The 20,672-nt window shown below is 59.2% G+C and carries 20 protein-coding genes and 2 pseudogenes; 8 read left to right on the forward strand and 14 right to left on the reverse strand.

Translation table 11 applies throughout. The features are described 5' to 3' along the window. From V7E26_RS10140 to V7E26_RS10155, 4 genes and pseudogenes are all read left to right on the forward strand, one after another. On the forward strand, positions 1-276 hold a 276-nt coding region (locus V7E26_RS10140; protein WP_324415334.1), incomplete at its 5' end, for a conjugal transfer protein TraD. Between the two features lies 1 nt (position 277). Then, entirely contained in the window at positions 278-544 is a 267-nt protein-coding gene (locus V7E26_RS10145; RefSeq protein WP_324415336.1) for a conjugal transfer protein TraD, read from the forward strand. Between the two features lie 169 nt (positions 545-713). Then, positions 714-1,516 (forward strand): annotated as a pseudogene (locus V7E26_RS10150) (S1C family serine protease); the annotation flags it as partial. Between the two features lie 196 nt (positions 1,517-1,712). After that, positions 1,713-1,955 (forward strand): DUF6894 family protein, encoded by a 243-nt coding sequence (locus tag V7E26_RS10155; protein ID WP_324415338.1) that lies wholly within the window; start codon positions 1,713-1,715, stop codon positions 1,953-1,955. Positions 1,956-2,096: 141 nt separating this feature from the next. On the opposite strand, the gene V7E26_RS10160 is transcribed toward V7E26_RS10155, so the two are convergent. Next, positions 2,097-2,345: a hypothetical protein gene (locus tag V7E26_RS10160; RefSeq protein WP_324415340.1), complete on the reverse strand. Its 249-nt coding sequence runs from the start codon at positions 2,343-2,345 to the stop codon at positions 2,097-2,099. Positions 2,346-2,931: 586 nt separating this feature from the next. Between V7E26_RS10160 and V7E26_RS10165 the strand changes: the two genes are divergently transcribed. Both V7E26_RS10165 and V7E26_RS10170 read left to right on the forward strand, forming a co-directional pair. Continuing rightward, entirely contained in the window at positions 2,932-3,153 is a 222-nt protein-coding gene (locus tag V7E26_RS10165) for a hypothetical protein (RefSeq protein ID WP_324415342.1), read from the forward strand. Then, positions 3,146-3,328: a hypothetical protein gene (locus V7E26_RS10170; protein WP_324415344.1), complete on the forward strand. Its 183-nt coding sequence runs from the start codon at positions 3,146-3,148 to the stop codon at positions 3,326-3,328. The genes V7E26_RS10165 and V7E26_RS10170 overlap by 8 nt, the downstream gene beginning before the upstream one ends. 236 nt (positions 3,329-3,564) lie before the next feature. On the opposite strand, the gene V7E26_RS10175 is transcribed toward V7E26_RS10170, so the two are convergent. After that, positions 3,565-5,541 (reverse strand): hybrid sensor histidine kinase/response regulator, encoded by a 1,977-nt coding sequence (locus V7E26_RS10175; protein ID WP_324415346.1) that lies wholly within the window; start codon positions 5,539-5,541, stop codon positions 3,565-3,567. Between the two features lie 252 nt (positions 5,542-5,793). On the opposite strand from V7E26_RS10175, the gene V7E26_RS10180 reads away from it, so the two are divergent. Then, positions 5,794-7,314, forward strand: a complete 1,521-nt coding sequence (locus tag V7E26_RS10180; protein ID WP_324415348.1) for an ATPase domain-containing protein — start codon at positions 5,794-5,796, stop codon at positions 7,312-7,314. After that, on the forward strand, positions 7,301-8,983 hold the full coding sequence (locus tag V7E26_RS10185; RefSeq protein WP_324415350.1) for an ATP-binding protein: 1,683 nt from the start codon (positions 7,301-7,303) through the stop codon (positions 8,981-8,983). Before V7E26_RS10180 ends, V7E26_RS10185 begins: the two co-directional genes overlap by 14 nt. 1,128 nt (positions 8,984-10,111) lie before the next feature. Here V7E26_RS10185 and V7E26_RS10190 read toward each other — a convergent pair. From V7E26_RS10190 to hspA, 12 genes and pseudogenes are all read right to left on the reverse strand, one after another. Next, a pseudogene (locus V7E26_RS10190) lies at positions 10,112-10,242 on the reverse strand (Crp/Fnr family transcriptional regulator); the annotation flags it as partial. A gap of 212 nt (positions 10,243-10,454) precedes the next feature. Next, complete coding sequence (locus tag V7E26_RS10195) at positions 10,455-12,395, reverse strand: AI-2E family transporter (RefSeq protein WP_324415353.1); 1,941 nt, start codon at positions 12,393-12,395, stop codon at positions 10,455-10,457. An 830-nt stretch (positions 12,396-13,225) separates the two neighbouring features. After that, positions 13,226-14,914 (reverse strand): integrase catalytic domain-containing protein, encoded by a 1,689-nt coding sequence (locus tag V7E26_RS10200; protein WP_324415355.1) that lies wholly within the window; start codon positions 14,912-14,914, stop codon positions 13,226-13,228. Between the two features lie 258 nt (positions 14,915-15,172). Further along, positions 15,173-15,469, reverse strand: a complete 297-nt coding sequence (locus V7E26_RS10205) for a hypothetical protein (RefSeq protein WP_324415357.1) — start codon at positions 15,467-15,469, stop codon at positions 15,173-15,175. 23 nt (positions 15,470-15,492) lie between these two features. After that, positions 15,493-15,636, reverse strand: a complete 144-nt coding sequence (locus V7E26_RS10210) for a hypothetical protein (protein WP_324415359.1) — start codon at positions 15,634-15,636, stop codon at positions 15,493-15,495. Between the two features lie 108 nt (positions 15,637-15,744). Then, entirely contained in the window at positions 15,745-16,860 is a 1,116-nt protein-coding gene (locus V7E26_RS10215; protein WP_324415361.1) for a trypsin-like peptidase domain-containing protein, read from the reverse strand. A 72-nt stretch (positions 16,861-16,932) separates the two neighbouring features. Continuing rightward, a complete protein-coding gene (locus V7E26_RS10220; RefSeq protein WP_324415363.1) occupies positions 16,933-17,433 on the reverse strand; it encodes an Hsp20/alpha crystallin family protein in 501 nt (166 codons plus the stop codon). Positions 17,434-17,520: 87 nt separating this feature from the next. Further along, positions 17,521-17,982: a small heat shock protein HspB gene (gene hspB, locus V7E26_RS10225; RefSeq protein ID WP_324415461.1), complete on the reverse strand. Its 462-nt coding sequence runs from the start codon at positions 17,980-17,982 to the stop codon at positions 17,521-17,523. A gap of 447 nt (positions 17,983-18,429) precedes the next feature. Continuing rightward, positions 18,430-18,747: a hypothetical protein gene (locus V7E26_RS10230; protein ID WP_324415365.1), complete on the reverse strand. Its 318-nt coding sequence runs from the start codon at positions 18,745-18,747 to the stop codon at positions 18,430-18,432. A 126-nt stretch (positions 18,748-18,873) separates the two neighbouring features. Continuing rightward, complete coding sequence (locus V7E26_RS10235) at positions 18,874-19,065, reverse strand: hypothetical protein (protein WP_324415367.1); 192 nt, start codon at positions 19,063-19,065, stop codon at positions 18,874-18,876. Between the two features lie 29 nt (positions 19,066-19,094). After that, positions 19,095-20,021, reverse strand: a complete 927-nt coding sequence (rpoH, locus tag V7E26_RS10240; RefSeq protein ID WP_324415369.1) for an RNA polymerase sigma factor RpoH — start codon at positions 20,019-20,021, stop codon at positions 19,095-19,097. A 167-nt stretch (positions 20,022-20,188) separates the two neighbouring features. Then, the gene (hspA, locus tag V7E26_RS10245; protein WP_324415371.1) at positions 20,189-20,647 is read right to left on the reverse strand and encodes a small heat shock protein HspA; all 459 of its coding nucleotides are present in this window, start codon (positions 20,645-20,647) and stop codon (positions 20,189-20,191) included. Between the last annotated feature and the right edge of the window lie 25 nt (positions 20,648-20,672).

A 20,672-nucleotide genomic window follows, 5' to 3' on the forward strand; every position in this document is an offset into this window, starting at 1 on the left:
GCGCGCGCGCTGAAAACCCGCAAGGTGCGGCAGCTCGGCGAACTGGTCATCGCCACCGGGGCTGACACACTCACCGCCAATGAACTGGCGGGTGCGCTGATCGTGCTGGCCGAGACAAAAGAGGCTGGAAAGAGGGAGGCTTGGGCCAGGCGCGGGGCCGCGTTCTTTCAGGGACGGGCGCGGGGAACTGCGTCGGCAACTGACCGCGACCCAGACGGCGCTCCGGCGCAACCGGGGGGCGCGCAACCGATCTCAGGTCGCAAGGGCGCGACATGACATGCGCACGTGGCAGGTCGAGCGCCGCAAGCGGACGCGGCACCTGATCGAACTCGGTGGCCTCGTCGTGAAAGCTGGGCTCGTCAACCTGACTGGCGACGACCGTGCCCTGATCTACGGCGCGCTGCTCTGGATGGCCGACAAGCTCCAAACCGATCAAAGCGAACAAGCGCGAGCGCTGTGGTCGGCAAAGGGGAAGCAAGCACTCGAAGCGGACCCGGCGCCACACAAGGGGACAGATCGAACTGTTCCAGAAGCTCGTCGTTGATAGACGACAATGGCATGTCAGCCGAGCGCTTCGTGCGCGGAGCGTCGTTTGAGCATGCGATCAAGCTGGAATCGGAGCGACAGAGCACGCAATCCACCAAATGTAAATCGGCGCCCAACATTGACCCTACACTTGCAAGATCGATCAATCACTTAGGACGCCGATCGGCGTTCGGACCCCACGCCGAATAACACTCACCAACAATCACGTCGTCCAGGGCGTCTCGACAGTTCAGGTGACGACCAAGGACGCCCGGCAGTTATCCGCAAAGGTAATCGGGCGCGATGCGCCGACGGATGTTGCCGTGCTCCAGGTTCAGAACCCCGTCGGGCTCCAGGCGCTTCCCTTCGGCGATAGCGACACACTTGAGGTCGGCTGCTGGCAATCGGCAATCCCTTCGGACTCGGCCAGACGGTGACTTCAGGACTTGTCAGCGCGCTAGGGCGCACCGGACTCAGCAAGCAAGGTTATGAGGATTTTATCCAGACCGATGCTGCGATCAATCCAGGCAACTCTGGAGGTGCCTTGGTGAGTCTGCGTGGCGAACTTGTCGGTATCAACTCAGCGATTATCTCGCCGGCTGGCGGCAATGTCGGGATCGGTTTCGCGATCCCCGTTAGCATGGCGCGCCGGGTAATGGAGCAAATCATCGCCACCGGACGCGTCGAGCGTGGCCGTATCGGCATATCGTTGCAAGAGCTCCAGAAAGGACGCAATGGAGGTGCTGTTATTGCTGACATCGCATCAGAGTCTCCCGCTGAAAAAGCCGGACTGCGCAAGGGGGACATCGCCACTATGGTGGATGATCGTCCAGTGCGTTCGGCGGCGCAGCTGCGTAACACGGTGGGCCTCGCCCGGATCGGCCAAGAGTTGAAACTTACTATACAACGTAGTGGCTCGCAGTCGAACGTGATGGTCAAAGTGGCCCCACAGCAGAAGCCGAGCAACGCGTCGACGTCACTCATTCAGTGAGTCGCGCCGACGGCGCTGGGAAAGACTGGTGGTCGAGGGACCGTGGTAAGTTATGTCCAGCCGGCGCAAGTTGTGACGATCTTGAGCCACAACGCCGGGCGGCAGGAAGATCGGGCGGGCGCTCGGGTCGGCAGCCGATAGGAACAAAGGCCTATCGGGTGTGTTAAGTCGGGGCAGGGTCTAGCGAGCGGCGCGAATGCGACGCTATTATTTCGACTTGCGCGACGGCGATGTGTTAGTCGTCGATGAAGAAGGTTTGGAGCTCTTGGATGTTGTGGCCGTGCAGGAAGAGGCTGCACGCGCTCTGGCGGGCTTCGCTTGGGATGCGGCACGGAGCTCTATAGGCTCTGACAGTCATCAGCTAGCAATCGAAGTACGTGACGAAGCCGGCCCCGTCATGAACGTTCGGTTCACATTCGAAATCGACTGGAAGCACTAGAGCACCCAGTTGGTGCGAACTAAAGACAGAGTGGCCTGCTCCGCTACAAAAAAGGAAAATCGATGGCGTCGCGTTTTGCCGTGAAGAAAGCAGTGGAGAAAGTCGGTACCAGTCGCCGAAAGTGGAGTGCCGAGCCAGTCGCTACCGTTGGGAGGAGGCAGGGTAGTGAGCCGGCGACGGGTGGCCGTCGGTGAGCTCGGGTCCAATGTCGACAACTTCGATGAAGTGGTGAGCGACGTCGCTGTTGAAGCCGATAAAGTTCCACCTTGCGCCGGCGCCGTGGCTGGCAATGCCGGTGAAGCGTGCCGGTTGCCACTCTGAATCCTTCGTGCTCGAGCGCACCAAGACCCAATAGAAGCGACCTTGATTCAGCTGTGCGATGTCGGTCATGGAGTCAGGTTCGTTAATTTTATACCGCCAATTTTCCGTGGATCTCATCACCACAAACCGCGATGCAGCAGTATGGGCCGAGAGCGTGATTCCTCAGGCTGTTGCGCGATGCTCCGTTAAACGGAAGCGCATTGGCTTTCTCCCCGGAGGGTTGCGGGTGCCTCAAGGATTTCATCGATTTGAACTGGCGTCTTCTTTGGATGCTGCCTCCAATCAAAAGACGCGTTAAGGTATTTGTCGCGCGGGCAGACCCGCGCGGCGGCGATCGGTTTCAAGCCGCAGATCGGTCAGGCGGCCTTGGCCTCGATCTGGCTCACATTGCCTGGGCCGGCGCCGCGCCCGCCTTGAAGTTCCGGGCCCGGCTGGCGCCCCGGCCGCGATGTCCGCGGCGACCAAAAAAATCTGCAACCGGCAAAAAAGTTCAAGAGGGGACCAGAAAAATTTTGTGGCCATGGCGGCCGGTTGGTTAATCGTTCTTTGGCCCGCCCGGGGGTCTTGACTTGGGCCGGATAGCCTCCCAATTTTTCGCCGGGGCTTACCCCAAATTCGCAAAGGAACGCACGACGACCGTCAGGAGACGACGATCATGATTGATGAGAATCTGGCCCGCCTGCGCGCCCACCGCAACAACGTCCATCGCTACCGCAGGCTCCTCGCAACTCAGCTCACGGACCTTGAACGCGCTTATATTGAGCGCCGCCTGAGTGAAGAGCGGGCCGCTATGGCAGCTCTTTCCGAAGAGACATTTCCCTTTACCTTGCCGCCGGCCGCGGCTGCAGCAGCCGCCAAAAAGGGCTACCATGCTTGACGTGGACGCCTTCGTTATCCAAGGCCACCAGAAGGTCATCGACTATTACTGCTGGCTGCGCGACTCCACCATCTCTGACGTGGAGCGCGAGCGCTTCCAGCGGCGCATCGACCAAGAGCGCGATGCACTAGACCATCTAGAAGAGCGATTACGCGGCCCGCAACGGGCCGCGTAATCAGTCTCGTTCTGATTGGCTTGGGTCAGCGCCAAAGCGCAGGGGGGCCTAGAATCGATACCCTGCTGCTCCCTGATTTCAATTTTTCGCCCAGATCGAAGAACTCGGCCTTTGCACCTAGTGAGGCCGGCGGGACGAAAGCGGTGATCCCCCGACTATCGCTTACGTAAGCTGTTCCCACCTAAAGAAGGACCTTCGAAAGGCGCCCGATAAATACGGCCCGCTGCGGGCTCGGTTCACGACTCTGGGTCAACGCGGTCCAACAGTTCGCGCACGCGCAAGGCGAGTTTTGCCTGAGAGATCGGCTTTTCCAATAACTCGACTCCCTCATCGAGGCGCCCTTGGTGGACGACGGCATTTCGAGAGTACCCTGTCATATATAGGATTTTGATGCCCCGGCGGATCTGTCGAGCGCGCCGACCAAGCTCCCGTCCATTAATTCCAGGCATGACGACATCAGTCAGTAAAAGATCAACTTTCGCCTCTTCCTGCAGGAGAATGGTCAAGGCAGCCTGGGCGCTGGAAGCAGCAGTGACGCGATAATTCAAATCTCGCAAAAGCTCAGAAACATATGCTCGTAGATCCGCATCATCTTCGACGACGAGTATCGTTTCCAGTCTCTCGCCCCCGGGGCGAAATTCGTCTGCGTCACTATCGACCGGTCGAGCTTCCCCATGGTACCGGGGGAAATACATTCTGATGCTGGTACCCTGGCCAACTTCGCTGTAGATCTTCACGTGCCCGCCAGACTGTTTTACGAAACCATAGACTTGGCTTAACCCCAGGCCTGTGCCTTGCCCAGATTCTTTCGTCGTAAAAAAAGGCTCAAAAGCATGGTCAAGGACGTCGGCAGTCATCCCGGTGCCCGTGTCGGTCACGCAAATGATGACATACTGGCCCGGGGAGAGTTCGGGATTTACCCGGCAATAATCCTCGTCAGCTGCGACGTTCGCAGCTTCAACCGTCAGTTTGCCACCATCCGGCATTGCGTCGCGGGCGTTTATACCGAGATTAATAATGGCGGATTCTAGGTGGTTGGCATCGGCCTCGATCGACCATAGACCTGCACTTCCGACGGTCTGAACTTCGATGCGTTCCCCGAGTGTACGCTGCAGAAACTCTTGCAAACCATTCAGGAAATTATTCACATTGATTGGCTGCGGGTCGAGCGCTTGCCGACGTGAGAATGCGAGCAGGCGGCTAGTCAGTGCTGCTGCCCGTTGAGCTCCCCGCTTGGCATTGGCCAGTGCCCGCTGAAGATTCATGCTGTTAGCCAAGCCGCGGCTGTTTCGCTCGGCGGTCTCAAGGTTGCCAAGCACTATCATCAGGAGATTATTAAAGTCGTGCGCAATCCCACCGCTGAGCTGGCCTACGGCTTCGAGCTTCTGAGAAGCGGCCAGCTGCTGCTGAACGCGCTGAAGTTCATCCTGGGCCTGCTTTCGCTCCGTTACGTCGCGAGTTACTTTTGCAAAACCGACGAGTTCGCCAGCCTCATCTGTGATGCGATCGATGACAACCGACGCCCAAAAACGACTGCCATCCTTTCGCATTCGCCAGCCTTCGGCCTCAAAGCGTCCTTGTTTGGCCGCCTCGGCGAGCGCCAGTTTAGGCACGCCAAGTTGAATATCGTCAGGAGTGTAGAATCGGCTGAAGTGCTGACCGATGATTTCGTCCGGATCGTAGCCTTTGATGCGCTGTGCACCCGGATTCCACGTAGTTACGTTGCCGGCAGGATCCAGCTGAAAAATCGCATAATCGACGACCGCCTCGACCAATCGACGGTATCGTCGCTCGCTCTCTAAAAGCTCGTTGTGGGCCTGCTGACGTTCTGTGATGTCGCGCGTTACCTTTGCAAAGCCGATCACTTGACCTTGCTCGTCGCGAATCGCATCCACGACGACGAGTGCCCAAAAGCGGCTCCCGTCTTTGCGGACGCGCCACCCTTCGGAGCTGAAACGGCCGGTTTCGGCCGCAATCCTCAATGCGGTTTCGGGAAGCCCTTTCGCTCGATCCTCAAGCGAATAAAACGATGAGAATGGCTTTCCGATGATCTCGTCGGCCGAGTAGCCCTTCAGTCGCTCGGCACCGGAGTTCCAACTACGCACAGTGCCATCTACATCGATCACGTAGATTGCGTAATCCACGATGGCGTCTATGAGCAGTTGAAGCCGCCGCGCGTCGGCGACCCCGTCGAGCCCTGATTGTAGTATCATCAACGGGTGGAGCACTCCCAAACAAACCTAACGTATTGGGATGCGCACAGGTTCCAAATCTAACACAGTGCGCTGAGGGCAATCCGCCGTCGTTGCTACCAGCCAGTGCAAGCTGAAAACCAAAAAAAGCTTGGCAGCCTGAGGGGTACCTACGTCAGACACTCGGACAGTTCGAGCCGGGAACCCTGCCCCGGGGTAAAAGTTTCCATCGATCAATGTCGAAGGTTCGCCTGCGGCGAAACGGGGTTTGATATGGATGATGACAAGCGGTTGCCCGACGGGGATGAGCTCCCGAGGATTTCCACTGGGAATGCAGGTTTAGACGACATCCTCGGGGGCGGCATTGATCCCGAGAGAATGTATCTCTTCGAAGGCCAACCCGGATCAGGCAAGACAACGTTGGCTCTGGAATTTTTGCTGGAGGGAGTTCGCGCCGGCGAGCCGACGCTCTACATCACACTATCGGAGACCGAGCGAGAACTGCGTCTGGTAGCGAAGCGTCATGGGTGGTCGATCAACGGCATCACGATCTTTGAATTAATCCCCCCTGAGACCACCTTGGATCCGAGCCAGGAACTCACGGTGCTGCATCCTGCCGAGATGGAGCTCAGCGAAACCACGCAAATGATCTTCGACCGGGTCGAGGCACTGGCCCCGGCACGTGTTGTACTCGATAGCCTGTCGGAGCTTCGGCTCCTGGCACAAAGCCCGCTTAGATACCGCCGTCAGATCCTCGCGCTTAAACACTTCTTTTCAGGCCGCAAGTCCACCGTGGTTTTGCTTGACGACCTTTCATCACAGCAGAACGATTTGCAATTGCACTCGATCGCCCATGGCGTTGTGCTGCTCGAGCAGCTGGCGATCGATTACGGCGCGCAGCGGCGACGCCTTCGCGTCGTAAAAATGCGTGGCATCGATTTCAAGGGCGGCTTTCACGACTTCACCATCCGGCATGGCGGTCTCAAAGTTTACCCCCGACTTGTCGCCGCAGAACATCATAAGGAATTCGACAGCGACGTCGTCTTAAGCGGAAATGCTGAACTGGACACGCTCCTAGGCGGTGGCCTTGAGCGCGGAACGAATGCGCTGCTCATCGGTGCAGCGGGCGTTGGAAAATCATCTCTCGCGCTTACCTACGCGATCGCAGCTGCAGCTCGGAACGAACGCTCCGTGATTTTCGCCTTCGACGAGGGACGTGGCACCATGAGAGCGCGCGCCAAGACGCTAGGGCTTCCGCTTGAAGAGAGCCTCGAAAATGGCCTGATCACTATCCAGCAAATCGACCCTGCTGAAATGGCCCCAGGCGAGTTCGCGGACGCCGTCCGAGGAAGTGTAGAAAGTGAAAATGCGCAGGTAGTAATTATCGACAGCCTCAATGGCTATCTCAATGCGATGCCGGACGAGCGTTTTTTGATTCTGCAGATGCACGAACTGCTGAGCTATCTCAGTCAGCGCGGAGTCTTAACCATCCTCGTGCTTGCGCAGCATGGTCTCGTCGGGCCGATGGATACGCCGCTCGATATTAGCTATCTCGCCGATGGCGTACTGATGCTGCGCTATTTCGAATTTAATGGCAGCGTGCGGCGCGCGCTGTCTGTTGTGAAGAAACGGAGCGGAAATCATGAACATACGATCCGCGAATTCAAGCTCGGCAACCAAGGCATTACCGTCGGCCCTCCACTGAAGGGTTTTAGTGGTATTTTCACCGGTACGCCGGTTTACAAAGGGGACGAGGCGCCTCTGATGTCTCGGGATACCGATGGTCGGGGCTGAAACGCCAAAAGGCAAAGTTTTGGTCCTGATGCCCGTCGGACGGGACGCCGCTACGGTTGCAGGGTTAATCGAAAGGACCGGCTTACAGCCCGTGATCTGCGCCACGGTGCGGGAAGCGGTGGAGAATCTTGAGCGCACCGCCGAGGTCGCGATCGTGGCCGAAGAGGCACTGTACGGCAATAATGTGATCGATCTTGAGGACTGGGTGGGCCGTCAGCCGCAATGGTCGGACCAACCCTTTATCGTATTGACTAACCATAATGAAGGACCGAAATTTGCCGCGTTCAGACGCGAGTTGGTTGCACGCCTGCGCAACGTCGGCTTTCTCGAGCGCCCCCTACAGGCCATCACGCTGCAGGCCACGGTGGTCTCCGCAGAGCGCGCTCGAAGACGGCAGTATGAAACTCGCGCGTACCTTGAAGCTCAGCGGGGGGTTGCGGTTGACCTAGAGCGGCGGGTGGCCGAGAGGACGGCAGAGCTGGAGCGGGCGAACAGTCAACTCCGCGAAGAAATTGCTGGTCGCGAGCGGGCCCAAGCAGCTCTGCTGCAGGCACAGAAGATCGAGGCGTTGGGCCAACTTGTCGGCGGCGTGGCGCACGATTTCAATAACCTGCTTATGGCTGTCATCGGCAATCTGGACCTGCTTTCCAAAAAACTAGGTGAAGATGCGCGACTTCACAGGCTCCTGGACGGCGCTATGGAGGGCGCTCGCCGCGGCGCCACTCTGACACAAAGGCTCCTCGCTTTTGCTCGTAAACAGGAATTGAAGGCGCAAGCCACAGATGTCCGAAGCCTTGTGGAGGACATGATGGGCCTCATACATCGCTCAGTAGGTCCCATGGTTCGTGTTGAGCTTCATGCCGAAGGCGAAGTGCCGGTCGTCGACGTTGACCCGAACCAGCTAGAGATGGCTTTGCTCAATCTCGCCGTGAATGCCCGGGACGCGATGATTACGGGCGGCGTCCTCACAATCGGGCTGTCCGATCAAATTGTCGAGGCCGACGACCAGCTTGGTGTCGAGCCGGGCCGATACGTGGTGCTTTCAGTGCGAGACACTGGAGAAGGAATGAGCGCGGAGACGCTGGCCAGAGCCGTAGAACCGTTCTTCTCGACGAAGGGAGTGGGCAAGGGAACGGGTTTGGGTTTGTCCATGGTATTCGGCCTAGCGCAACAATCCGGCGGCACCCTGCGGCTGGAAAGCGCCCCCTCAACAGGAACAACTGCTAAACTATGGCTGCCGATTGCCAAGGCAACGACGCTTCTTCCCGAACGCACGCCAAATGTCGTCACTCAAGCTTCCGGTCGAGCGAAAATCCTCTTTGTAGACGACGATCTTCTGATCGCGGGCAGTACCGCCGATCTACTGGAAGACCTGGGACATCAGGTGATTGAAGTGCACTCCGCCATGGAGGCGTTGCGACTTCTCGAAGGTGGATTGGCTGCTGACCTTTTGATAACGGACCACGCGATGCCGGGGATGACAGGAATCGAGCTGGCCCGAGAAGTGAGGCGCCAATATCCTCAACTTCCCATCTTGCTTGCGACGGGGTTTTCCGAGTTAGAAGGGGGCACAGTGGTGGACGTCGCACGTCTTGCGAAACCTTACACGCAGGCTCAGCTTGCCGCAGAGATCGCGCGCCTCCTGCCGGATGGAAGGGTTGGCTTCTGAGGTGAATCCCCGGATAGCAGGACCGAAGCCGCCGGATCCCGCTCGATTAATTGTTGTGCAGATGCGAGTTCTCGCCCAAATATTTCTTCATCCTGACCGGGGCCGTTGCAAGCCTAAGCGAATAAGCTCAAAGGATCTCAATAAATTCAACAACGAATTCGCTCGGATTTTTTCATGAAGCTCTCGCTTTCCTAGTGTCCCGCCTTTAGGTTATGACAGGCGACAATCACTACGTTGACTGCTCTTGTGGTTAGTGTGGGGGCCATATCCCGGGAATGGCTCAAGAAAGCGGCCGCCCTTGGCTCTCTATCGGCTGCTTCAATCCCAGCAAGCGAACAGGAGTTCCAAAGTTGAGCCGTGGTCTCGCTGGCGCTAGCCAAGCCTCCGTCACGGCACTTTCGATGAAGCGTTGTTCACTGCTGCATTGTGGGCAAGCAAACGATCGCACGTTCTGGCCCTACATGCTGGGCTCGATACCGTCAATGTCATGGGAGAGTTGCAAGCGTTGTACAGTGGCCCTTGGCTTTGTCTGTCGAGCATACGACACCCGTCTGTCGAGCGGGAGCAAGCCACCGCTCTCTGTCACCGATAGATGATACCGGGCGGTGATGACCGAGCATGCCCCCGAATTCCGGAGGTGTGCACCCCGGTTGAAGGCCGCAAATGTCGGACGTGGATGGTACGCCCGCCGCAAATAATGAGGCCGCCACGGAACTCTTAGGGACCTTTGGGCAATCCAAACGTTACCGTGCCACAGGGAGCCGCCGAGCAGCTATTTCCAAGGCCCATAGAATGATAACAACAAAGGCGGAGTTGAACAGGTACTTTGAGATGATTGATCGGCGCGTGCCGATTGGCGTCTCCCGATTCATTCGCTGGTTGCGTATACCGTCCTCATTTGCAGTTCGTCTCGCCATTGCAGTACTTCTCATTCTCGGAGGCATCTTCAGCTTTTTGCCCATCCTGGGCATATGGATGTTGCCTCTTGGCCTGCTGTTGATCGCGCAAGACGTTCCCTTTCTTCAAAAGCCCCTAGTGGGTGCATTTGCATGGGCCGAGGGGAAGTGCCAGTCGCTAAGAGCGAAATGGAGAGACAGGTGAGGCTTGCGCGCGTCCCGGACATTCGCGTTACGGCTCCCTCTTGATCTCGGGCTTGTCGTACAAGACCGCGTTCAGCAATGAACTATTGACCTCTATCTTCCGTTGGAGCTGATGAAGCCCAGCTTGCGGAACTTGTTCATGAAGAAGCTGACGCGGGACACCACGTTGGCGTGTATCACCCGCGGCCGCTCTGGCTTTGACGGCCGAACATTCGAGTGCCCTGAGTGCGATCACGTCCATCAAAGTGCCCAGGCGGCGTTGGCGTCGGAGTGGGAGTTGGCCCCCGCTGGTAACAAAGCTCGAAAGGCGATGAGGCCGCAGAGGAATCTGCCGCCTTTTTTCATGCGTCGCTGAATGTCGACGTCGCCCCTCACGCAGCTACCGTCGTCGACTTTTCCTGCGTGGAGCTTTCCTGACGCTGGTCCTTTACTCCCGCCGCTTCGATGCAGAGCTTGAGCGCGTCACCCAGGCTTGATGCAATGAGGTCGGCCTTGGCGCCTTCGCGCAACAACTCCAACGCAGCCGGGTCAGCCTCCTTGAGCCAACAGCCCAGGATAATGGTTGCGCTTGGTAACTTCCGCCTTAGGCGCCGTACGGCGTAGCGCATGTGGGCGGGTCCACTGGCATCGAGATAGACCAGGCAGACGATCGCAACGCCCGACGTATCCAGGCGGAAGACATTGGTGGTGGAGAGCGCTTCCGCAGCTTCTACCCGCGCCGGCAGTCCGTGCGCCGTCGAGAGCTGAGCCAGCATGATTGCGGCGGCCTCGTCGATGAGGCTGCGTCCTGCCACGCAGAGCACGGGATGTTCACCTTGCCATTCCGGCGGCAGGGTTTCCTTGCTGAGAATCGGCAAGTGTTCACTGACCGCATTTTCGGCCACGCTTTCCACCGCAGACGATGCTTCCGCATCGGTGGTCGCGCTTTCTTTTGCCGGCGGCCGGTCGTCCTGATCAGAAAGGTCGCCGGCAAATTCGCTAACCGCGTCTCGAATCTTGATGAGACGTTCCCGGTCAAGCGCCCCGCGCTCGGCATCGGCTTGCGCCAGTTGCAGACCCTTCAAGGCAACCTCGTCATAGTACGAAGCCAGAGACCGCTCTTTGAGAAACTCCTCGGCCTTTTCGGCAGCTTCCGTCGGGTCGCCCGCCAGCATCCGCTGATAAAATATTTCGGGGGGAGACAGCGCCGGCCGGTCCCCGAACATGACGTCAAGGAATTCCAGACGCTCGACATGACGGCCGAGCACAACAAGGCACACCGTGAGAGGCGTCGCGAGAACTAGCCCGATCGGCCCCCATAGTGCGGTCCAGAAGGTCGCCGACGCGACCACCGCGACGGGAGAAAGCCCGGTGCTGTGGCCGTAGACCATCGGCTCGACGACGTGGCCGACCAGCGGCTCCACGACAAGAAATAGTGCTGCTGTCCAGAGCAACATCGACCAGCCGGGATCGACGGCTACCGCCAGGGCCAGCGGAAATGCTGCCGCGATGACGGCGCCGATGTAGGGAACGAAGCGAAGCGCTGCCGCCAGGATGCCCCAAAGGATCGCGCTTGGAATCCCGATGATCCACAAGCCCGTCCCGATCACCACGCCGAATGCACCGTTCAGGAGAAGTTGGGTCAGGAACAGCCGGCTGAGCCGGCTTGCCGCGTCGTCGAGCGCCGCTGTCGTACGCTGCAGGTCGGATGAGCCCGCCAGCCGAATGAGACGGTTACGAAGATCTTCGCGTTGAAGCAGAATGAAGATCACGAAAATAACGATGATGCCGGTCGTCGCGAGGGGATGAACCAGCGGGGAGATCAAGGTCCGCAGGCTTTCCAGCGCGCCGGGATCGGGCTGACGTACTTCCACCGGAACCGGCGCCACTGGCCCGGGGACGCCGGGAGCGAGGACGGTACCTGGCGCACGCGCAGATGGCGCGTCCTTTGGCTTATCAAGCTCCTTGCTGAGATCCTTCAGCATATCGGAGGCGCGCTCCAGCGTGCCCCGGCCGGCTCGCGTGTCTCGGAAGGACTGGATCTTTTCGCTAATGGTCGACTGGTAGCGGGGGAGGTCGCCCGCGAGTTGCGTCAGTTGCGTAGCAAGAAGGCTGCCCATCGCGAAGATCAGCCCGAAGGCGAGTATGACCACGCTGACGACGGCCAATCCGCGGGGGACACTGATCCGCTGCAATAATCCAACCAGCGGCGCTAGTACGAAGCTGAGAAGAATAGCCAGCGCGACCGGCACGAAAATATCCCGGCCGAAATAGAGCATCGAGATGATGATGACGGCCAGAATCGCAGTCGCGACCGCGCTAAGCAGCGCCATAAGCTCTTCGGTAGTGCGTGGCTTAAATGGCTGTCTGGCTAGAGGCATCTGCTTTTCATAACGGGGGCGCCCGCATAGAAAAGCCGCTCGGGTATTACTCCGCGCGGCTCTTATAGACGGCTTTCCGGTTCCGCCGCTACCTACCAATAGATTAGCCGCGCAAAGGTTTCTGGCTGGGAGAAATAAAACCGCTGTAGCCGAGCCTTTCAAAGACACGCCTGCGACCCTGAAAAAGTCGGCTCGTTGACGATATGCCCTCTTCGCCGCTTATGGCATAGTCCAGTGAGTCGATCAGCACTCGCAGCTCCACGAACGTGCTGCGGGCGCGCTCAGATCCCGGTCGTAGCGGGCGTCCTCTATGCCGTTGGACTGCGACCCCGTTACCGGGAAAATGACGCGCTCACTGATGTCCTGTTCTCGCTCAAACCGGCCTCGATTTCGTCGCCGATCGGTCCTGACACCGGAAGTGCCGCCGATCAAATAGTCGCAAGTCCAGGCCATGCAAAATCACGGAGAAGGGCTTGCCCGAAGGCAGCCGCATTCTGCCTAAACCGCATCCGTTAGCGGCGGTCGCCAACGCGATTCGCCAACTTATTCGACAGAGCCGGCCCCGAGCGGCTGGGCGATCAGGTGTCCCTTCAAGAAGGTGCAGGCCGGGAGTTGCAGGGGAGCTTGTTGCAACAATGAGAGCTCAATAGTGCAGGCGTCAGCCCCGCATTTTCGAACGTCGCGACTGATGGTCTGGCTGCGGATGCTCGAGAGGCGAGCGGCGATTCATCTCGCTCGACATACGCTAATTCTGACACTCCGTATTGCCTCACCTGCGAATGTTACCCTGATGGCGCCATTGCGGCTGACGATCCGATGTCGGCTGATCGGTCGCGCCAGTTGGCTTTCCCGGCTTGCTCGACGAGAGGGGCTGTGGGCGGGTTGGGCCCTACATAGCCCGAGCCGTCCACAGACCCGGGCCATGGGGCAGCGGTCGTGGTGTCGCCCAGCGGATCCTGAGCGACCAACTGCTCGGCTGCCTTCCTTCTAAGCGCCCTCAGCAGACGCTGCACGATCGAATGCTGCCTCGTTCCGAACTGCTCGGGGTATCTCTCACTCAGCCGGCCGACGATGGCGAGTGCAGTCAACTGCGGCCGCGCAGCGAGCCAGCCCTCTATCGTAGCAATGTGCGGGTCGAGCTTGGACGGCATGCGAACCCTAGTCTTATAGGGCCGATGGGGGCGCCGATGCGTGGCACGCGGCTCGCCGAGCTGCACCGTCCTGCCGAGCGTCTTTGCAAAAGCGGCCGCGGTCGCCGGCGCGGGGGTTTTGCAGGCGCGCTGCAGGCCGCGCGCGGCACGACGATCGACACGATTGCCGAGTTCCTCCTGGGTTACCCGAATCTCGCCCAAGAGTGCGACCGGGTCGAGCGAGCGATACTGATCACGCAGCCGCTTCTTCACAGCCGCGGTCACCTTGGGATGCGCCAGCGCACGTTGATAGGGCGTCGACGGGGCATGATAGCGCTTGATCACTTTCGCCCCTTCGCGGCGCTTCTCCTTCAGCTTGAACGACGGTTGGAAGAAGTTGACGTAGAGCCGCGCCGCCGCATAGAGGCGTCCCATCGTGCGCGCCGTTTCGAGGCCGTCGAAGCGGCCGTAGCCCATCAGGCGGCGCACGACGGCACCGTTCTTCTGCTCGACGAACGCCTGATCGTTCTTCTTGTAGGCACGCGAGCGTGTCACCTCGAGCTTCTGTTCGCGGCACCATGGTACGACGACATCGTTCATGAACGCGCTGTCGTTGTCGAAGTCCACGCCGCGCAAAAGCCAGGGAAACAGGCTCTGTGCGTGTTTCATCGCCTCGACCACCAACGAGCCATCGCGCGTCACCAACGGCAGGCACTCCGTCCCGCCCGTCGCGACATCGACCATCGTCAGCGTCTGGATGAACGAGCCGGTCACAGACGTGCCGCCATGGGCTACCATGTCGACCTCGCAGAAGCCGGGCGGCGGGCTGTTCCAGTCATTGAACGTGCGGATCGGAACTTCGCGCCGGATTGCCGAATAAAAGCCGGCACGTCGGCGCTTACCGCCGCTCGCCGCAATTTTCACATCGCCGAGCAGGCGGTCGATGGTTGCGGCGCTGATGGCGAGAACACGATCACGATCCGCCTGGCCAAGCTTCAATCGGCCATGTTGCTCAAGGGCCGGCAGCAAGGTCGGGATCATCACCTTGAGCCGCTTGCCGCACACCCGATCCGACGCCTCCCACAGCGCCGTCAGTGCATCCTTGATCGTCGCGTCGTATCTGCGCCTGCGCTCTCGCGGTGCTCCGACCTCGGCCGGCGCAACCGTCTCGCGTTGCCGGAGGGCGCGCACCGCATGCTTGCGATGCCAGCCCGTCGTCGCGCACAGCGCGTCGAGCATGCGCCCCTTCTCCGCCCGCTTGGCCGATCGGTAACGCTCCGTCACCGCCGACACCACCTCGCGCCGCGCGCCCATGCTGATCCTTCCCGCCATCGACGACATCGACCCGATTCGGCGACGCCGCTCCAGTCATTGGCGGGAACTTGTCCAGTAACATTCGTGATGAGGCAATGCGCACTCTCTCCGCCAGAGTACCAGAACAAGATATTGAATTTTATGCTATTTTTTCTGTAAATTTCTCTTCCCCACCCACGCGCAAACTGATTTTTTTATCCAATAGGCCCCCTATCAGGGAAAGCGCCTCTTGTTAAGAATTTGCAAAAGGCGAATTTCTGCTGTCCGAAGTGATGGCGAGACTATTTATTCTAACTCAATTTGGCTTTGAACTGACCGGACAACCCGCTCAAAGGCAGCTTTGGCGTGCCGATCGTCAGTGATCCACTCCATCGTCCAATTCGGCTGGCCCTCCAATTTTTCGAACGTTGCGACTTCGTAGGCGCCGCTGGCGCGCGACAGCGACGCCTTGAGAATTGGGTGGTCATGGACCAAGGACCAAACTCTCGCTTCGATCTCGCGTCGTGCCACCTTGACCGGATGCAGTTCGTATTTTGCCTGGAGGTCGCTGGCAATCTGGTTGAGGCGCGCGTAGCAGGCCACGGATACCTTGTCGTCCTTGCCAGCTATCCCAAAGCCCCAATGGCATCTGGGCGTGGCGTAGGGCCAAATATGAAAAGATCCTCCAGCTCGCTGCACTCGTCGTCGTTGCGCGCGGCCGCCAGCATCATCTGGCGCAGCTCCGTTTCACTCCTTCGTTCCTTGACCACCTGGCGTCTCCCTGCATTCAATTCTTGAAGCCAGCCTTCACGGATACGTTCGGGCTCGCGTCGCGCGCTTCCTTCCAAAGCGGTACATCGTGCCCCACGCGTTCTTGATCATTGATCGGCCGTGCGTCGCACAGGCGCAGCTTTTGCAGGGCCCACCTCGACGCTAGAGCTGTAAACAGTGCTATTACGTTCGAACCGAAGCGCGACGCGCCCGCCGAGCGGGGTGAGGCCGATTAAATTGCGAAGCTGGGACGCGCTTCTGATCGGCGTGCCATCGACCGCCTTTACGATGTCGCCCTTCTGCAGCCCCGCTTTCTCCGCCGGCGAACCGTTGGCGATCTCGGCGATCAGCGCGCCCTGATAGCTTTCCCTGGCCGCGAGATCGGCTGCAAGATCGCGGACGGAAATGCCGATCTGGCCGCGACGAACTTCGCCGTATTGAACAAGCTGCTCCATGACCCGGCGAGCCATGTTGATAGGGACGGCGAACCCGATTCCGACGTTACCGCCGCCAGGCGAAATGATTGCCGTGTTGATCCCGATGAGTTGTCCCCTGAGGTTTACTAAAGCGCCGCCGGAATTTCCGGGATTGATGGATGCATCGGTCTGGATGAAGTCCTCATATCCTTGCTTGCCAAGGCCGGTTCGGCCAAGAGCGCTGACAATTCCCGAAGTCACGGTCTGGCCCAAGCCAAACGGGTTTCCGATCGCGATCACGAAATCACCGACCTCGATCTTGTCGCTATCGCCCATAGGAATGGTCTTGAGGTTGCCTCTCGGCCCTTGAAGCTGAAGAACGGCGATATCGGTTGCAGGATCCCGCCCGACCAATTTTGCGTCGAACTTTCGTCCGTCCTTGGTCGTGACCTGAGCTTTTGAGATCTGTGCGACAACGTGATTGGCGGTGAGCACATAGCCGCGTTCGGCGTCGACGATCACGCCTGAGCCGGTTGCCTGCACTTCCTTTTCAAGCTGCTTGGGAAGATCAAAAAACTCCCGAAAGACGGGATCACGGTAGAGCGGATTGTCCTCCTTGACCCGCGCGTGCACCGAAATGTTGACGACCGAGGGGGTGGTTTCCTTTACCACAGGCGCGAGTGTAGGAATTTGGCCGCCCCTGATATCCGGGACCTGTGCGAGCACGGGCGAGCACGCGATAGATGCGCAAAGAAGCAACGCCCAGGCTAATCGTCGATTCACTTTTGCCGATGAGCTATCCGACATGGTCAGTAAACGAGTCTGTACAGGCGGAATTTCCGACGTCCGGACGATTACGCGCCCGGACGTTGGAAGGTGTCAGCCATTGCGATTGATCGCGATGCGGCGGACATTCTTCGCTTCGGCGGATTTCGGCACGGTTATGGTCAGGACGCCGTTCTTGAACGCGGCCGAGACTTTGTCCTCATCGACGTCCTGCAGCGGTATGCGCCGTTCGAACCGGCCATAGTATCGCTCACTGAAACGACGTGCCTTGTCTTCCGATTCCGATTTTTTCTCGCCGGAGATCGACAGAACGCCATTTGCGATTTCGAGGTTGACGTCCTTCTCGTCGAGGCCAGGCAGTTCGGCGGTGATGCGCACCTCCTTGTCGGTCTCATCGATGTCGATCTGAGGCCAGCCAAGCCCGCTCAGTCCCCGGGTCGATCCGAACGGCGCAAGATCGAACCCGCGGAATACATCGTCGAACATGCGGTTCATCTCGCGATGCAGCGTAAAAAACGGATTCACGTCGGTACCCCGGTGAATGGCGACCTCGCGTCCGCCGTTATTCCAGGGAATGAGATCATTGATACCCATGGTGTGTTCTCCTCGATTCAAGCGACTTCCGCCGCGGACAAAAGCCGCCGCGGAAGTCGGTTCGCTGATGTAAGTGTCGCTTCGCGGTCAGGCCGCCTTGCCGTCGATCTGCCGGACGTTCGAAGCGGGCGAGCCGTCGATCGAAATCCGGCGCGGCTTCATGGCCTCGGGGATCTCGCGCACCAGTTCGATCTGCAGCAGCCCGTTGTCGAACGCGGCTCCCTTGACCTGGACATAGTCCGCCAGATTGAACTGCCGCTTGAATGGCCGCGACGAAATTCCCTGGTACAGGAACTCGCGCTGTTGCTTTTCCGACTTCCGGCCCTCGACCGTCAGCACGCTTTGTTCTGCAGTGATCGCGATTTCATCGGCCGAGAAGCCCGCGACTGCCAGCGAGATCTGGTAGCGGTCTTCGCCCAGACGTTCGACGTTGCATGGGGGATAGTTGTCCTCCGTGCCGGCCTGTTGCGCGGCGTCCACAAGATCGAACAGGCGGTCAAAGCCGATGGTCGACCGCCAAAGGGGAGCAAAATCGTAGGTAGTTCTCATAGCCAAATCCTCCATTGAGCAAGATGGGTACGAGCAGGCGTCGGACACCTCCGGCGCCCGTCTCCGCCGGGCCCCGAAGGGCGCCCGGACCGCTCATCGCGGCACGCTAAAAATTAGAAAAAGCCGTTCCGATTTCAAGTGGGCCTCACGTTCATTTTCTAAGCTGTCAGGGAACGGGAATCCGCCGATTTAGTTTTGCTCGCGGTCACCCGGACTCTCTCGCGAAGGGCGATCAACCTCCGGCCAGGCACGCGAAGCCATGACTACCGCGTGTCTGGCTTTTCCACGCTCTCATTTTACGCAATATTTTCGCGCATATTGGTGAGGCCGGCCGGTACTGCGAATGTTGACGAGTTTCCGTGTCAGGACAAGCAAATGCGCGGCACCGCCGCCGATACCAGCGGTGGTGCCGCGTCTGGGCTCGTTTGCGTCTTCTTATTATCTTTATTATCTGGTTGCCATCCTGCTTAGACTTGATTCAGCATTCCAGAGACCGTTGTGGGCAGACGCCGAGTTTTTCGCCAAGCCCGGAGCGTCGAAGTCGGGTAGCCACAAGGTGTCAATTCCGGGTCCCTTCGATTCCGATCCAAAGTTCATCCATGGCATCGTATCGAGATAGGGAATGGGCGGGAGCGGTAGCTTTTCCGGAAACTTTGACGCAACTGGTCGCGCGCTGTCATTGGTCAGCGCACTCTCGTTCGCTTGACCGACTTGCGGAGCCACGAGGGCGCCCGCCAGCAAAAGTGCCAACAGCCTTTCCATCATGTTATCCTCCGTAAAAGGTTGCCGTCGGGCTCGTCCCTGGGGTTTCGGGCCTTGCGCCCAACGCTGGTCGCCGAACGCTCAACCAAAAGAAAGGTTCCCCTCCGCGAATTGCAGAGGATCCGCCTGTCATGCTGTGTCCGCAACTTCACCTTGTTGCCAAGATAAGTCGGCGTTGGCGATGCCGGCGGTATCCGCTGCCAACGCCGGCGAAGCCACACGACCTGTCTCGAACATCGCAGCCTGCAAGGCGACAAGGACTGCTTCAGTCGCTGCGACTGTGTTTGCGATCACGAGTAGAACGACCGACGGAGTAAACATGGCGATCAGTCCGGTGATCTTTTGCGGGCTTAGGAGCGCGCCTCCCTCTGCGTCATTTCTTTCGCGCGGGAAGAGGGCGGGCCATCGGCCTCATGCCGACTTGTCAGCATCGCAGCCTTTACCTTTTGAAACGCTCGCTGCTCGATCTGGCGGACCCGTTCGCGGGATACTCCATGTTCCGCGGCAAGTTCTTCAAGGGTCGCCGACTCCTCGTTCAGCCAGCGCGCGGTGAAGATGTTACGTTCGCGAGGGTTGAGGTTGGCGAGGGCGTTAGCAAGGGCCTGACGACGATGTTTGGTCTCCTGCTCCTCGGCCAACGTGATTTCACTGGTCGGCGCGGGATCGACAAGCCAGTCCAAACTTTGTCCGGCCTCATCCTCGTCGTGGATCGGTACATTCAAGGAAAGGTCTCCACGCAGACGCCGGTCCATGGTGACAACGTCTCGTTCAGCCACCTTGAGACGCTCCGCAATCAGCCTGACCTGCTCCGGACGCAGGTCGCCGTCCTGCAGCGCCGAGATTGCGCTTTTGGCCCTCCGCAGTTTGAAGAAAAGCTTCTTCTGGCTGGCGCTGGCGGCGATCTTGACTAGCGACCAGGACCGCAGGATGTACTCCTGGATGGTGGCCCTGATCCACCACATCGCATAGGTGGCAAGGCGGACGCCCCGGTCCGGATCAAACCGCTTCACGGCCTGCATCAGCCCGATGTTTCCTTCCGAGACGATTTCCGCGATCGGGAGGCCGTAGCCGCGATAGCGCATCGCTATCTTGGCGACGAGCCTGAGATGACTGGTGACTAGGTGGTACGCTGCGTCACGATCCCGATGTTCGCGCCAGCGTCTTGCGTAGGCGAACTCTTGCTCGGGCTTGAGCATGGGAAACTTGCGTATCTCGACGAGATATTTCGACAGCCCAGCGTCGACAGACGGAGCAGGTAGAGCGGCAATGTTAAGCATCTTGTACACCCCCATTGGAGCTAAGGATTGGACTCGTTTCAATTGACCTCAATTGACCGGCTCGTTCTCGCTTGATCGAGGGAGGGCACGCGCGTGGACACGCCGGCACGGGTGCGGCGGCCAGTGAGCGGCCCGGCCTTGCGGGGAGCCCGTCGAACGACCAGCCTTCAGGCCGCTTCGCGCTCGATCTGCTGGACGTCGGATGCGGACAGATTGTCGATCGGGATCCGGCGAGGCTTTATGGCGTCCGGAATCTCTCGAACCAACTCGACCTGGAGCAGGCCGTTGTCAAACCGTGCTCCCTCGACCCGGACGTGGGCGGCCAGAACGAACTGCCGCTTGAACGGCCGCGATGAAATTCCCCGATAGAGGAGTTTAGGTTGCCCGTTATTGGCCTTGCGACCTTCGACGGTGAGCACGTTCTGTTCGGCCGTTAGGGCGATGTCATCGGGGGAGAAACCGGCCAAAGCCAGCGAAATCCGATACCGGTCGTCGGACAGGCGTTCTACGTTGCAGGGTGGGTAGTTGGCTTCGCCGGCACTGCGCCGGGCCGCGTCGACCAGATCGAACACGCGGTCTAAGCCGATAGTTGACCGCCACAGGGGGCTGATGTTGTAGGTCCTCATAGCCAAATCCTCCAAGGAGCAAGAT

This window comes from Bradyrhizobium sp. (genome assembly GCF_036735945.1).
Lineage (GTDB): Bacteria > Pseudomonadota > Alphaproteobacteria > Rhizobiales > Xanthobacteraceae > Bradyrhizobium.